Origin of the sequence: Algoriphagus sp., assembly GCF_013373065.1 — a bacterium.
In the GTDB taxonomy this organism is placed as follows: domain Bacteria; phylum Bacteroidota; class Bacteroidia; order Cytophagales; family Cyclobacteriaceae; genus Algoriphagus.
On sequence record NZ_JABXIN010000002.1, the window covers coordinates 173681 to 187265 of the forward strand.

Genomic DNA, 13585 nt, shown 5'->3' on the forward strand with positions numbered 1-13585 from the left:
CAAGGAAAAAACTTCATGAAGAATGAAAAAAATTCTTTTACCCATTTTCCTTTCAATTTTCCTTTCGAATTGTACAGAAAAGCCGAAAGAAAGTAGTTTCTCCTACCATCCAAAACAACTTTCTTCCCTTTCAGAATATCTACTTGAAAGCGGCTATTCGCAAATACAAATGGAAAAAGAAAAATCCGGACATCTCCATCTCAAAGGAAAAATAAACGGAGTGGAGGCCAACTTCATTTTAGATACCGGTGCAGGATTAACGATCATCGAAACGAAACGGAAAAACAAATTCAAAATGAAATCAAACGCTGCTGAAAGTACCGGAACAGGTGCTGGAGGAGCAAATCTTAGAATTGAAAATTCCAAAAATAACACCATCGAAATCGGCAATATTAAACTAGAAAACTATCAATTGGCCTTAATGACCCTAAACCATGTCAATACGGCATTTACTAGTTTGGGAATAAAAGAAACTGACGGAATCATAGGAGCTGATATATTATCTGATCAAGAAGCTATCATCGACTATACCAACCTCATCCTGTATCTGAAAAATTCTAAGTAAAACACTAGGGAGACTTAATTTAATTACCAGGTTTTTCTTTTTTTAAACTTAACCAAACCCCATTGATCGGTTACATGCCAGGACATTTGACTTGGGAATTTGGAAAAGAACTTCAAAAGCTAGGTGTAGAAATTATCAATAGAAAAGCGGATAAAACTGTGTTTCGTGATCGGAATCTAATTATTGGAGCAAGTCCCGATGCAGCCAATAATTTTGGAAGATTAGCTGCTGAGGCTTTGCTTCAAAAAGTTTCCAACTTGCCGTCTTAATTCGGTATGGATTTTTGAAAAGCTTTTGGGATACGGTTAAAAAACCTGCAACGAATTTCCAGAAGGAATATGATGAACAGGCAAATCCGGAAATTGGTTCTCTAGCCAAGTCTTTAAAAACTCGGACCCTCCCTCCTCACTGGCTGAATGCCCAATTACAATCATGCTCAGCTTTTTACCAGATGCGTTGGCAGCTCGGACATACTCGGGAGTTTCCCATTCATTCGATTCACCACAAATCAGCACATCAGGATCATATTTCATAATCCCTTCTATCTGCGCTCTTCCTCCAGCTGCCCCAGGTATCAAAAGCACTTTCTCGCATGTTTGTCCCAAGTCACCTGCATAGCGCATCGCGGGAACTCCCAATTTAGCCTTCGCATGATCAATTAATAACCGTAGGCTGGTCGGGGGAATTTTCAAAAGAGGACTACCAGGTTCATAATACGTTTCCCATCCCAACTCCTTCACCACTCCTATGCGTACTCCATCATCCACGAGTCGATGGATGTAATCATGGTTTCTCCACAAGGCAATACCATGATCTTTCATCAATCGATTTTTGGATTGGAACACCTCATCATCTTCCAACCAGTCCGTTTCATCTGCATGATTAAAAAAAGTAGGTTCATGCGGAATGATAAAATTTGCCCCTAGCTCGATCGTCCGCTCAATTACCTCCATGGTGGCAAACATGGTGGCCACCACACCCGTTACCACCTGGTCTCGGGAACCCATTTTAAGTGTATCAACGGTTTGGGGAAATGGAGCCCCAGGCACCTGATTGATAAATGCGTCCATAATATCTCCGACAGTCACATCTTTTTTAAGATTATTCCCAAAAGTTAAAAAGGGGTTGAGGGATAGGCCTGCTCCTAAAAGCACACCGGATTGAGCTAGAAATCTTCTTCTGGATGGATACATGGACTGGATTTTTTCAAAAAATTACCAAATTTTTCAATAAGAGGTCTAGAAAAAGAAAAACCACCCCGGAATCAGGGTGGTTGGAAATATTTTAAGGATTAATAATCTACTCAAATTTTATATCCGAAATCCAAATAAAACGATTCCCTGCCCCATCCCGATGCATGGTGGCAAGTTGAATAGGGCCAACATCCTGTACATTTTCCCAAGTCCAGGTTCTTCCTTCAGGAGCATTTTGTCTCCGATAAGTCCATTCAAGGATGCGATGATTCTCATCCAGATATAAATCATAGGCATCCCCAGGAGTGTAGCCATCTCCCGAGCTATAAACCACTGTTAATTTTGTAGAATTCTGCTGATGAAGGGGTGTGGGAACATTTTCGGCCACTTCATATTCGTAGCCTTGATCCCAAGCCAATTGAAAAGGCATCATGCACCAGTACTTATCATTGACAAAACCCTTATCTGCATCTGGAAGGGATTCTTTTGGCAAATCCTGACTGTAGGTAAAACTAGTATCCGGTCCTGTATAGGTAACCATTCGGTTTTTGATATCCCAAGACCAATTCCGGGAAAATATATTTACCGAATCACGTTGCACATTCCAAGTATAGGATATGGATTTTAGCTGATCGAAATTCTCAATTCCATAGGCCTTTGCTACTTGAAAAGGAAGCGTGTCAGGCATTTTTGGTGAACAAGCAAAAGTCACCAGAATCGCAAAAACTAAGAGGTAGGATTTATTCATATGTTAAAGGGTTAGATGAGGGTAACTTATTCATTTTTAGGATTGTTTCGAACCCATTTCTTTAATTTTTTTCTTTCAATAGCCTGATAAATAGGCTGGATAAAAAAGAAAAAACGGTCCAAATTCAGCATCAATGGAAATAAGCGTGAAGGGAAAATACGTTTTTTTCTGCGGATGATCCCAATCAGGATTTTTTCTGCGACTTTTTCTGGCTTTTGAATAGGAAAAGCCTTGGGAATGGATTTTCCTGCAGCAGCAAAAAATTGAGTATCTGTAGCGATTGGAAAAACCAAAGTCAACCAATCCTCCTCGGACTCTTTCCAGACGGTGCGAGCCCATTGAAGCAAAGCTGATTTGCTAGCCGCATACATACTATATCCGGGAACAGTCCAATAGGAAATCGCGGAAGCAACAATCACATGTCTACCGAAATTCCCCTTCAGTAGCTGACGTAATTCCATCCCCAACTGGATAGGACTGAAAACATTGAGCTGAAAAAGCTGATCCATTCCCTTCCAGTTTTGATACTCAGCCAAGCCATATTCTGCCTTTCCTGCATTGGCAATGCTGACATCTACTCTTTCCCAATGAGTCCGTACCCAATATAAGATCTTTTGATTCCCTTCTTTTTGGCTCAAATCCACTTTTAAAATCTGGACAGCCGAAAATTCCCTTTTTATTTCAGCCAAACCTTCTTCCGAATAATCCACAGCCAAAACATTTGCCTGTTCAGAATGGAGTAGCCGAACCAGTTCCTTCCCAATTCCTGAGGCAGCTCCTGTCACGATGATATTTTTTTGGCTAAAGAATTTTTTCATGGACAACAGCTTCGGGGAAATGGATTTGAAAAGGGCGGATATGAACTGCCAAAAGGGGCTTTATTTGATCAATTGGAGGGAAAAATGAAGGGTTGACGTGAAGAATATTCACCCTGGCTAATTTGGCTTTTCCTTTTCCAGAGGGTTTTGTAAAAAAATCTTTTCCTTTCCAATGCTGGTAGAGATCAATGGGAAGCAATTTTGTATTTGCAGGAAATGTAAATCCAAAGGGTTTTACCTCGCAGGAAAAGAAAGTTTCTTCTTTGGATTTAACCCGTATTTGGATTTGTCCCTCTTGCTCTTCCCAACTAAAATCCATCGTCTCCTTCGGAATCCCCCAATTCGCTCGACCATTTTGAGTGCTTTGCTCTGAATCCACAAAAATGCGGGTGATGGTTTGTTTTCTATGATTTTTGAATTTTCCGGGAATAAACAATAATTCCCTATAGGGACCAACCGGGCTTTGTGTATAGTTAACCAGCATGAGATAACCTAGACCTCCTGAAAATTGCCCCTTTAAATAGTCGGGCAATTGGCCCTGCTGTTCAACCCAGTTTTTGGAGAATTTATAAACCAAAATCACCCCTTCACCTTTCAAATCCCAAGGAGCAGGAGCAATAAGAAAGGAATCTTTTGTTAAGGATTCCGCCATGGCTTAATTTCTTTTAGGCATAAGGCGAAGGACTTACCGAGGTCCAACCCCCATCGATCACCAGTGTCTGACCTGTGATGTGTCGGGCCGCATTGGATAATAAAAATGCTGCTGCTTCTGCAATATCAGTGGTAGAAGCAGGCCGTCCCAAAGGAGTCAACTGAGACCAGATTTTGGCATATTCCGGGTCAGAGGTAGTTCGCTCGGTCAACGTTGCTCCCGGAGCAATAGCGTTGATTCGGATTCCATGGGGAGCCAATTCCAATACCAAATTTTTCGCAAGCATTTCGATAGCCGCTTTGCTCATGGCATAGGCGGTTAGATTTTCATGACTTTGATGAGCTGTGACGGAAGAAGTCAAAAGTATAGATCCTCCATCTTCTTGTCTTTTCATCACGCGAGCAGCCGCCTGCACCAAAAAGAAAGTACCAGCTTGATTCACCCGCATCACCTCCATAAAATCTTCACGATTGTACTCTAAAAAATTTCCAAAAAGAGTAATTCCTGCATTAGCTACTACTTGATCGACTTTGCCGAAATGATGAAGAGCTAATTCAATCATTTCCTGAATTACAGAATCCGAAGCTGCATCACCAGAACATCCGATGACACTTCCTTTTCCCATTCGGGAAAGATTTGCCACCGCATCCTCCACTAAGCTTTTTTCGGAATCATTTAAAATCACCTGAGACCCATTTTGAAGCATTTTCCGGGCAATCTCCAGACCTATTCCCTGTCCTGCCCCTGTGATAATTACTGTCTTTGGAGTTTTCATGTTTGTATTTGGTTACCCTCTTTGGGTTTAATTATAATTAATGGGAATCCCTCTTCACCTCCGATCCCGAACTTCCCTGCAGAAAATCAAAATCAACGCCTTCATGTGCCTGATTTACCCGATGAAGGAATAGATTTACATAACCTCGATCATAGGGCAGTTCGGTTGGTTTGAACGCCGCTTTCCGATTTTCCATTTCCTCCTCCGATATCAACAAATTCAGACTGCGATTCGGCACATCCAGTTCAATCAAATCTCCATTTTGAACCAAAGCCAAGGGCCCTCCAATGGCTGATTCTGGTGAAACATGTAGCACTACTGTCCCGTAGCCTGTCCCACTCATTCGACCATCTGAAATACGAACCATATCCTTGATCCCTTTTTGAAGCAGTTTGGCAGGGAGACCCATATTCCCAACCTCTGGCATTCCTGGATACCCTTTAGGCCCCACATTTTTCATCACCAAAACAGAATTTTCATCCACTTCCAAATTAGGATCATCGATTCGAGCTTTGTAATCATCGATATCTTCAAAAACCACTGCCTTGCCAGTATGGGTCAATAAATGGGGGCTTGCTGCTGAAGGTTTAAGTACGGCTCCATGAGGACAGAGATTTCCCTTGAGCACGGCAATTCCGGAATCGGGCTTAATCGGCTTCTCCAAGGTTCCGATTAATTCACGATCATAGCATTCGGCCTTTTCAATATTCTCGCCTAAGGTTTTCCCATTGACTGTGATGCAATCCGTGTGCAATTTGGATTGAATTTCACGCATTACGGCAGGCAATCCCCCCGCATAGAATAAATCCTCCACCCAGTGCTCGCCGGAAGGTTGAACATTGGCAATCAATGGAATTCGAGCTGAAAAGTGATCGAAATCTGTCAAGTCCAACTCCACTCCGATTCGTCTTGCGATGGCTGTCAAATGCAGGATAAAATTCGTAGACCCGCCCAAAGCCGCATTGACCATAATGGAATTTTCAAAGGCTTTACGAGTCAAGATTTTACTCATCCTCATATCTTCTTTGACCATTTCGACGATGCGCATGCCAGCCATGTGAGCCAGAACCTTCCTTCTTGAATCGGCTGCAGGAATGGTCGCATTATCCGGCATTGCCAAACCCAATGCTTCGACCATAGCCGCCATCGTAGAAGCTGTACCCATTGGCGCACAATGCCCTCGGGAACGAGACATAGCTGCTTCAGCTTCAATAAATTCTTCTTGAGAAAGCTTCCCTAATTTGTATTCTTCAGCAAAACGCCACACATCTGAAGTACCGATTTTTTTCCCCTTAAATCTTCCAACCAACATAGGACCTCCAGAAACCACCAAAGTAGGGAGATCTACCGACGCAGCACCCATCACCAAGGAAGGTGTGGTCTTATCACAACCGCACATGAGAACCACCCCATCCATTGGATTGGCTCGAATACTTTCCTCCACATCCATGGAGGCCAAGTTTCGAAAAAGCATGGCCGTTGGCTTGATAGAGCATTCTCCTAAAGACATCACCGGAAACTCCAAGGGAAAGCCTCCTGCCTCCCAGATTCCCTGTTTGATGGATTCTGCTAATTCCCGAAAATGGGCATTACATGGAGTGAATTCTGACCAGGTATTACAGATTCCTATTACGGGTTTTTCACCTTCAAAAAGGTGGTGAGGAAGGCCTTGGTTTTTCATCCAGGAGCGATATATAAAGCCATCTTTTCCAGTTCGGCCGTACCACTCCTGACTGCGAAGCTTCTTCTTAGTCATGGTTTTTTTGGGTTTGAGAAATTTTTCAGAAGATAGGAAAAAAAGAAGATTTTATCGAGTAAAAACCCAATCCAGATTCATCAAAAAGAAAGATTGAAGCTAATCATAAAATTGTAGCACTGGTCCACTCTGAAAACTTGAGTCTTTTGAAACTCAAGAAACACCTCAGCAAATTCTCGGAAATTTGGAAACAAAAAGAGCGGACTTAAATCCGCTCAATATCCGCTCCCAGTGCATTTAAGCGCTGATCGATGAATTGGTAACCTCGGTCAATTTGCTCGATATTATCGATAATGGAAGTACCGTTTGCAGAGAGAGCTGCAATCAACAAGGCTACCCCCGCCCGAATATCCGGGGATGTCATCCGTATACCTCTCAATGGATACTTGCGATCCAAGCCAATAACCGTAGCCCGATGCGGATCACAAAGAATAATCTGCGCTCCCATATCGATCAGTTTGTCCACGAAAAACAAGCGGGATTCAAACATCTTTTGGTGTACTAAAACGGTCCCTTTTGCCTGTGTCGCAGTCACCAAAACGATCGACAATAAATCAGGGGTAAACCCGGGCCAAATCTGGTCTGCAATCGTCAAAATCGAACCATCAATAAAGGTTTCAATTTCGTAATGATCCTGTGCAGGAATAAAAATATCATCACCCCGAAACTCCATCTGAATCCCCATTCGCTTAAAAGTATCAGGTATGATCCCCAATTTCGGAATTTGGCAGTTTTTGATTGTGATTTCGGACTGAGTCATTGCTGCCATCCCGATGAATGAACCGATCTCGATCATATCCGGCAACATGGTGTGGGTAGTTCCTCCCAATTTCTCCACGCCTTCGATATGCAACAAATTGGAACCTAAGCCGGTGATCTTGGCTCCCATTCGGTTCAGCATATCGCAAAGCTGCTGCAAATAAGGTTCACAGGCAGCATTGTAAATTGTGGTCTTCCCTTCAGCCATTACCGCTGCCATCACGATATTGGCAGTACCTGTCACGGATGCTTCATCCAAAAGCATGTACGTGCCTTTCAGATGCTTTCCATCAATATGAAAGATCTCGCGCTCAGCATCGTAATGAAATGTGGCACCGAGCTTTTGGAAACCTGTAAAGTGGGTATCCATCCGCCGACGTCCGATTTTATCACCTCCTGGTTTGGATAATTTCCCTGTTCCAAAACGAGTCAACAATGGCCCCAAAATCATCACGGAACCTCGAAGAGCAGAAGCTTTTTTCAAAAATTCTTCCGTTTCCAAATACTCCAGATTGATTTCATCTGCTTGGAAAGAATAGGATTCAGGACCCAATTTGGTCACTTTTACCCCCATATCGCTCAAAAGCTCTATGAGTTTGTTGACGTCCCGAATATTAGGGATTTTATGGATGGTGACTTTTTCGTCTGTTAAAAGTACTGCGCAAAGAATCTGAAGCGCTTCATTTTTTGCTCCTTGAGGGATAATCTCACCTTTGAGCTGATTTCCACCACGGACCCGAAAAGATGCCATTTAGTTTCGCCGTTTTTTGTTATGCCCATTTCTGCGACGGCCTCCGCCTCGCTTGTTTTTACTACTGTGCTCTTCGTGAGTGGGTACTTTGAAATCTCTTCTGGTATTCGATTCAAAAAGAGCATTTTCTTTTACCTTTTCTAGATCGATATGCAGTTTCCCTCCTGAGAGCGTTTTGATATCGTCAAGGATAATGCCATCATCGAAATTGTCACGATTCCAAGTGGAATGAAAACTTCTCATCAGCTGTCCGATGTAGATGATGGCTGCTTCCTGCTCCTCATCATCCTCGATTTCGATGGCCTTCTCGATTAATTTTTCAATGTTTCGACCATAATGCTTAAACCGAACTTCTCCTCTTGGATAGCCAATTGGCAAAGGCTTTTTCCCCAACAACTCCTTTTCAGGCATAGGAAATGGGCTGTCTACATCCAGTTTAAAGTCAGACATAATATAGAGATCATCCCAAAGCTTTTGGTCATTCTCCTGCTTCATAGCAGGATTTAATTGCTTGATGATATCAATGATGGTGTAGGCACTGGCAGTGCGTTTTTCCCGGTCTTCAATGCTGCAGACATAGTCCACCAAGCCTTGAATGTTTTTTCCGTATTCTTTCAAAATAAGTCTTGTTTTCTGATTTTATCTGCTCTAGTACCCCCTTGGGCTGCCAGTCAAAAGGTAACAAAAAATCACCAAAAGGCAGGAGGGTAATTCCATTAGTCTATAATCCTGAGCTTCGCAAAGCTAAGTAATAAAGTTTTCTCCCCAAAATGCTCAAATTGAATGGTAGCCTTGCGGTTAAGACCATCCACTTCGATCTTCAAAACCTTCCCGAAACCGAATTTTGGGTGTTCCACCAATTGCCCTTCCTGCAGGTTGTTGGTGTTGCTAGGTTTGAAATCCGGACTAGGTGTATGCACCTTCATTTGGGTCGGCATCCGAGTTTCCGGTTTTTTCTTAATCCCAATGAAACCAGAGCTACCCGGCAATCCTTCTCGTCGGAATGCTCCCGGCATTTCCCGGCTAGTCAACTTTTTATTCACCTTGATGCAGGCAGGATCTATTTCTTCCAAAAATCGACTCGGCTCGCAATTCAATAAACGTCCAAATCGATAACGACTGAGGGCATAGGTCAGGTAAAGCTTATCCATGGCCCGAGTTGTCGCCACATAGAAAAGTCTTCGTTCTTCTTCCAAATCCTCCCTACTCTGCATCATCATTTGGGAAGGGAAAAGATCTTCTTCCATCCCCACCACAAATACCTGTTTGAATTCCAAACCCTTGGCGGAGTGAATGGTCATCAAGGTAATCGCATCGGTTGTATCCTTATCCCGATCATTATCTGTCAAAAGGGCGATTTCCTGTAAAAAGGCTCCTAAGCTCTTATCCTCGTTTTCCTCATTATCCACGTATTCCTTGATGGCATTGAGCAATTCTTGGACGTTTTCGTAGCGATTGAGCCCCTCGATGGTTTTATCCTCATATAATTCGCGCAACAAACCACTTTGCTTAGCAATGGTGCTTGCGGCTTCGTAGGCATCCTTTCGCTGAACTTCAATTTGGAAAGCTTTAATCATCGTCGCAAAATCATCCACTGCCGAACCTGCTCTTCCACCTAAAAACGGAAAAGCATTTTGTACCACTTCCCAGAGGGGCATGTCATGATCATAGGCGGCAACGTGGATTTTTTCTACAGAGGTATTGCCGATTCCTCGCTTGGGATAATTGATAATCCGCTTGAAAGCCTCCTCATCCATCGGATTGATGGTAAAGCGTAGATAGGCCATCAAATCCTTGATTTCTTTTCGTTGATAGAAAGAAAGCCCACCCACAATCTTGTAGGTCAGGTTCATTTTTCGAAGCGCTTCTTCTATTGCCCGGGACTGGGAGTTCGTTCGGTAAAGAACTGCAAAATCACTGTTTTGAAGCTTCTTGTTATTCTTCTCCTCAAAAATCGTCGTTGCTACCACTCTTCCTTCTTCATTATCGGATGCGGCTTTGATTAATTCGATCAAATCCCCATCCGGATTTGAAGTCCAGACGGTCTTCTTGAGCTGGGCCTTGTTTTTATCAATGATGGAATTGGCTGCCTCCACAATGGTCTTAGTAGATCGGTAGTTTTGCTCCAATTTGACCACAAAAAGGTCTGGATAGTCTTTTTCGAAATTTAGGATATTCTGGATATCCGCTCCGCGGAAAGCATAGATACTCTGAGCATCATCGCCTACCACACAGATATTTTGATGAACTGCTGCCAGCTTTTTCGTGATGAGGTATTGGGAAAGGTTGGTGTCCTGAAACTCATCAACCATCACGTATTTGAAGCGCTGCTGATACTTATTCAGCACATCAATATGATCTCTGAAAAGCACATTCGTATTGAAAAGCAAATCATCAAAATCCATCGCTCCCGCTTTAAAAAGCCGTTCTTGGTAGCGCTGGTAAATTTCCCCCATTTTGGGCTTCATCGCGGCTTCATCATCTGCCTTTACGAAGGGGTCCGCCTGATAAGCCTGCCAAGAAATCAACCGGTTTTTGGCACCGGAAATTCGGGATAAAACTACACCGGGTTTATATACCTTGTCATCGAGACGCATTTCTTTGACAATGGTGCGAATCAAAGACTTGGAATCATCGGTATCATAAATCGTGAAATTTGAGGGATAGCCAATTTTTTCGGACTCCACCCGAAGTATTTTGGCAAAAACGGAGTGAAAGGTCCCCATCCAGGTATTGCGAGCTTCCAAACCTACCAACCGTTCAATCCGCTGCTTCATCTCATTCGCGGCTTTATTGGTAAATGTCAGGGAAAGAATCTGAAAAGGATCTACCCCTTGAGCATAGATGAGGTGGGCAATCCGGTAGGTTAATACCCGGGTTTTGCCCGATCCAGCACCGGCAATGATCATCACCGGACCTTCGGTACGTTCTACTGCTTCCCGCTGAGGTGGGTTGAGTTCTTCTAGGTAATCCATTATTTTGAGTAGCTAGTAGCTAAATTATTGTAGCAAGTGGTAAATAAGTATCAAGTACGAAGTACCAAGTAGCCAGAAACAAGAAATCCGAGACAAGAAGCTAGATTCTGATGTTTTAATTAAAACTGAATTTTGGACAATTTTTCAATTTTGAAATCTTCCAATTTTTCAATCCATCCTGCATCAAATCTTCCACCGCTTATGACTCCATAAGTACATGTCCGGTTGTTCACGGATGTTATCTTCCAACATTTTACAAAAACGATCCGTGATGGAATGGGGTTCCTCCTCATCATGAGGTGGCCTCGCTAGTGGCACAAACTCGAAACGATAATGGCCACGCTTAATTTTGGTCATTTTTCCATAATGAACATACAAGTTCATTTTTTTGGAAAGAAATTCTGCTCCTTCGAAAAACACAGCAGGCCTATTGAGAAATTCCCGCTGATAGCGGTTTTCCGAAGAGGGAGGTCGCTGATCTGAGCCCAATAGGACGATGCGTGGATCCCGTCCTAAGGTAAGCATGCCACGACGAAACTCCTTTTTCTCGGTGACAAATCCGCCAAATCGTGTCCGGATTTTTTTCATCAACTCATTGAAAAAGGAATTGTTGACTTTCAAATAGACAGTCTCAACAGGAACCTCGGAGTACAAATTGATTCCTACAACTCCCCATTCCCAATTGAAGATATGCCCGGCCACCATCAATGAACTGACGCCCTTTTTGACAGGCTGGTCAAGATCAGGCTGATTGACTATGACAAACCTGCGGCGGAATTCCTCTTCCGAAATTGTCAGCAATTTGATGGTTTCAGCAAATGTGTCAGTAAAATTCCTGTAAAATCGGTTTCGGACCTTTTTTCGATCTTTATCCGATAGCTCCGGAAAAGCAAATCGAAGGTTTTCATCGATTACCTTCTTCCGATACCGAATGACAAAACGGGCCACCACATACAGGAGATCCGTCAGCAGATAGAGTACAGGAAGGGGAAGCCGGGACAACAGCCGAAAGAAAAACATATCGTATCGTGAATGTCAGGAAATTTGACCTTTTCGAAGCAACAAAATAAAGGAAAAGCAGGGATAAGTTCCCGAATCCTAGTTATAAATTACACAGATTATTACTTTTGAGACATATGTCGGAAAGTCAGCGCAGAAAATATACGCAGGAAGAGAAAAACCGCATTTTTGACGGGGAGTTTATGCCGCATATTGACTCCATGTACAATTTTGCCTATCGACTCACCTTTGATGAAGATGATGCCAAGGACTTGGTGCAGGATACCTATTTGAAAGCCTACCGATTCATCAATTCCTTCGAGCAGGGAACCAATGCAAAAGCCTGGCTGTTTCGCATCCTGAAAAACAGCTTCATCAACGAGTACCGCAAGAAGTCTAAGCAGCCTGCCAAAGTCGATTATCAGGAAGTTGAAACTTATTACAACTCAGATGATGTTGACTTTCAAGGAACTACTGATTTGCGGGCGGAATCTGTCAAGGATATGCTGGGAGATGAAATTTCCAATGCATTGAATGCCTTGGCAGTAGATTTCCGAACGGTGATTATTTTGGCGGATTTGGAAGGCTTTACGTATGAAGAAATGGCCAAAATCCTGGATATCCCCATCGGGACAGTGCGGTCACGGCTTCACCGGGCACGGAACCTGCTGAAAGATAAATTGCGAGGCTATGCCCAATCCATGGGCTATAAGACAGACGAGGAGGAATAAAACGAATACCAAATGGAAAAGAACGGAAAACCCAATTCCGAAGATAGAAAGCTACAGTGCAGCGATGTGAGCAAATGCTTTCAGCTTTTGGAAAGCATTCTGGACGGAGAAATGGGTGAGGAAGGAAAGGAAATTCTCAAAGAAAAGCTGGATAAATGCCAGCCTTGCTTTGAGCATTTTCACTTGGAGCAAGCCATCCGGGAAGTATTGAAAACCAAGTGCACCAAGCAACCTGTACCCAATCAACTAGCCGATTCCATCCGGCAAATGATCCAAGAAAGCAAATAAGATGACTCAGGGCAAAGCCATCATTTTTTCCGCACCTTCCGGGTCGGGAAAGACCTCACTGGTCAAACACCTCATCGAACGAATCCCAAATTTGGGATTTTCTATTTCAGCCTGTACACGAGACCGGAGAGGAAGGCATGAGGTTCATGGAAAAGATTATTACTTTTTAACCCAAGAGGAGTTCAAGCAAAAAATCGACGAGGATGCTTTTATCGAATGGGAAGAGGTCTATGCCGGTAACTTTTACGGGACACTGAAAGAAGAAATTCAACGCATCTGGGATTCTGGCAAAGCCGTCATTTTTGATGTAGACGTGAAAGGCGGATTAGCGCTCAAAAAATATTTCGGTGATCAGGCCTTGGCGATTTTTGTCAAAGTACCTTCTTTGGATGTACTCAAAGACCGTCTTAATGATCGGGGTACCGAATCGGAAGAATCACTTTCAAGACGACTTTTTAAGGCAGAGTTTGAAATGAAGTTTGAACCGCAGTTTGACGTAACGATCGTCAATGATGACTTTGCGAAGTCCTCACAGGAAGCTGAGCAACTTGTCAGAGATTTTTTAGCCTCCTAAG

At 43.1% G+C, this 13585-nt stretch carries 14 protein-coding genes and 1 pseudogene; 5 read left to right on the top strand and 10 right to left on the bottom strand.

The window, feature by feature from the left end; all coding sequences use genetic code 11:
• The first annotated feature begins 22 nt into the window (after positions 1 to 22).
• Entirely contained in the window at positions 23 to 565 is a 543-nt protein-coding gene (locus HWE15_RS02105; RefSeq protein ID WP_290505839.1) for a retropepsin-like aspartic protease, read from the top strand.
• A gap of 62 nt (positions 566 to 627) precedes the next feature.
• Positions 628 to 834 carry a hypothetical protein gene (locus HWE15_RS02110; RefSeq protein ID WP_290505840.1) on the top strand — a complete coding sequence of 69 codons (207 nt, stop codon included), beginning with the start codon at positions 628 to 630 and terminating at the stop codon, positions 832 to 834.
• Between the two features lie 36 nt (positions 835 to 870).
• On the opposite strand, the gene HWE15_RS02115 is transcribed toward HWE15_RS02110, so the two are convergent.
• The 10 genes and pseudogenes from HWE15_RS02115 to HWE15_RS02160 all read right to left on the bottom strand — a co-directional run bounded on the left by HWE15_RS02115 (position 871) and on the right by HWE15_RS02160 (position 12012).
• The gene (locus HWE15_RS02115; protein ID WP_290505841.1) at positions 871 to 1758 is read right to left on the bottom strand and encodes a Nif3-like dinuclear metal center hexameric protein; all 888 of its coding nucleotides are present in this window, start codon (positions 1756 to 1758) and stop codon (positions 871 to 873) included.
• A gap of 106 nt (positions 1759 to 1864) precedes the next feature.
• Positions 1865 to 2506 carry a hypothetical protein gene (locus HWE15_RS02120; protein WP_290505842.1) on the bottom strand — a complete coding sequence of 214 codons (642 nt, stop codon included), beginning with the start codon at positions 2504 to 2506 and terminating at the stop codon, positions 1865 to 1867.
• A gap of 26 nt (positions 2507 to 2532) precedes the next feature.
• A complete protein-coding gene (locus HWE15_RS02125; protein WP_290505843.1) occupies positions 2533 to 3324 on the bottom strand; it encodes an SDR family oxidoreductase in 792 nt (263 codons plus the stop codon).
• Positions 3308 to 3976, bottom strand: coding sequence for an acetoacetate decarboxylase family protein (locus tag HWE15_RS02130; RefSeq protein WP_290505844.1), 669 nt, complete (start codon positions 3974 to 3976; stop codon positions 3308 to 3310). Before HWE15_RS02130 ends, HWE15_RS02125 begins: the two co-directional genes overlap by 17 nt.
• Positions 3977 to 3989: 13 nt before the next feature.
• Positions 3990 to 4751 carry an SDR family NAD(P)-dependent oxidoreductase gene (locus HWE15_RS02135; RefSeq protein WP_290505845.1) on the bottom strand — a complete coding sequence of 254 codons (762 nt, stop codon included), beginning with the start codon at positions 4749 to 4751 and terminating at the stop codon, positions 3990 to 3992.
• 37 nt (positions 4752 to 4788) lie between these two features.
• Complete coding sequence (locus HWE15_RS02140; RefSeq protein WP_290505846.1) at positions 4789 to 6507, bottom strand: IlvD/Edd family dehydratase; 1719 nt, start codon at positions 6505 to 6507, stop codon at positions 4789 to 4791.
• A 205-nt stretch (positions 6508 to 6712) separates the two neighbouring features.
• Positions 6713 to 8017, bottom strand: a complete 1305-nt coding sequence (gene murA / locus HWE15_RS02145; protein ID WP_290505847.1) for a UDP-N-acetylglucosamine 1-carboxyvinyltransferase — start codon at positions 8015 to 8017, stop codon at positions 6713 to 6715.
• Positions 8018 to 8641 (bottom strand): annotated as a pseudogene (locus HWE15_RS02150) (DUF4290 domain-containing protein); the annotation flags it as partial.
• 92 nt (positions 8642 to 8733) lie between these two features.
• Entirely contained in the window at positions 8734 to 10992 is a 2259-nt protein-coding gene (locus HWE15_RS02155) for an ATP-dependent helicase (protein ID WP_290505848.1), read from the bottom strand.
• Positions 10993 to 11175: 183 nt separating this feature from the next.
• The gene (locus tag HWE15_RS02160) at positions 11176 to 12012 is read right to left on the bottom strand and encodes a lysophospholipid acyltransferase family protein (RefSeq protein WP_290505849.1); all 837 of its coding nucleotides are present in this window, start codon (positions 12010 to 12012) and stop codon (positions 11176 to 11178) included.
• Positions 12013 to 12128: 116 nt separating this feature from the next.
• On the opposite strand from HWE15_RS02160, the gene HWE15_RS02165 reads away from it, so the two are divergent.
• From HWE15_RS02165 to gmk, 3 genes are read left to right on the top strand one after another with little or no spacing between them, the layout of a single operon-like run.
• On the top strand, positions 12129 to 12722 hold the full coding sequence (locus tag HWE15_RS02165) for a sigma-70 family RNA polymerase sigma factor (RefSeq protein ID WP_290505850.1): 594 nt from the start codon (positions 12129 to 12131) through the stop codon (positions 12720 to 12722).
• Positions 12723 to 12734: 12 nt separating this feature from the next.
• A complete protein-coding gene (locus HWE15_RS02170) occupies positions 12735 to 13010 on the top strand; it encodes an anti-sigma factor (protein WP_290505851.1) in 276 nt (91 codons plus the stop codon).
• Position 13011: 1 nt separating this feature from the next.
• Entirely contained in the window at positions 13012 to 13584 is a 573-nt protein-coding gene (gene gmk, locus HWE15_RS02175) for a guanylate kinase (protein WP_290505852.1), read from the top strand.
• Position 13585: the final 1 nt, after the last annotated feature.

Coding starts and splice junctions, on each gene's coding strand:
- HWE15_RS02165 (WP_290505850.1), top strand. CDS start 12,129: ATGTCGGAAAGTCAGCGCAGAAAATATACGCAGGAAGAGAAAAACCGC.
- HWE15_RS02140 (WP_290505846.1), bottom strand. CDS start 6,507: ATGACTAAGAAGAAGCTTCGCAGTCAGGAGTGGTACGGCCGAACTGGA.
- HWE15_RS02130 (WP_290505844.1), bottom strand. CDS start 3,976: ATGGCGGAATCCTTAACAAAAGATTCCTTTCTTATTGCTCCTGCTCCT.
- HWE15_RS02105 (WP_290505839.1), top strand. CDS start 23: ATGAAAAAAATTCTTTTACCCATTTTCCTTTCAATTTTCCTTTCGAAT.
- HWE15_RS02160 (WP_290505849.1), bottom strand. CDS start 12,012: ATGTTTTTCTTTCGGCTGTTGTCCCGGCTTCCCCTTCCTGTACTCTAT.
- HWE15_RS02155 (WP_290505848.1), bottom strand. CDS start 10,992: ATGGATTACCTAGAAGAACTCAACCCACCTCAGCGGGAAGCAGTAGAA.
- HWE15_RS02170 (WP_290505851.1), top strand. CDS start 12,735: ATGGAAAAGAACGGAAAACCCAATTCCGAAGATAGAAAGCTACAGTGC.
- murA (WP_290505847.1), bottom strand. CDS start 8,017: ATGGCATCTTTTCGGGTCCGTGGTGGAAATCAGCTCAAAGGTGAGATT.
- gmk (WP_290505852.1), top strand. CDS start 13,012: ATGACTCAGGGCAAAGCCATCATTTTTTCCGCACCTTCCGGGTCGGGA.
- HWE15_RS02120 (WP_290505842.1), bottom strand. CDS start 2,506: ATGAATAAATCCTACCTCTTAGTTTTTGCGATTCTGGTGACTTTTGCT.
- HWE15_RS02135 (WP_290505845.1), bottom strand. CDS start 4,751: ATGAAAACTCCAAAGACAGTAATTATCACAGGGGCAGGACAGGGAATA.
- HWE15_RS02115 (WP_290505841.1), bottom strand. CDS start 1,758: ATGTATCCATCCAGAAGAAGATTTCTAGCTCAATCCGGTGTGCTTTTA.
- HWE15_RS02125 (WP_290505843.1), bottom strand. CDS start 3,324: ATGAAAAAATTCTTTAGCCAAAAAAATATCATCGTGACAGGAGCTGCC.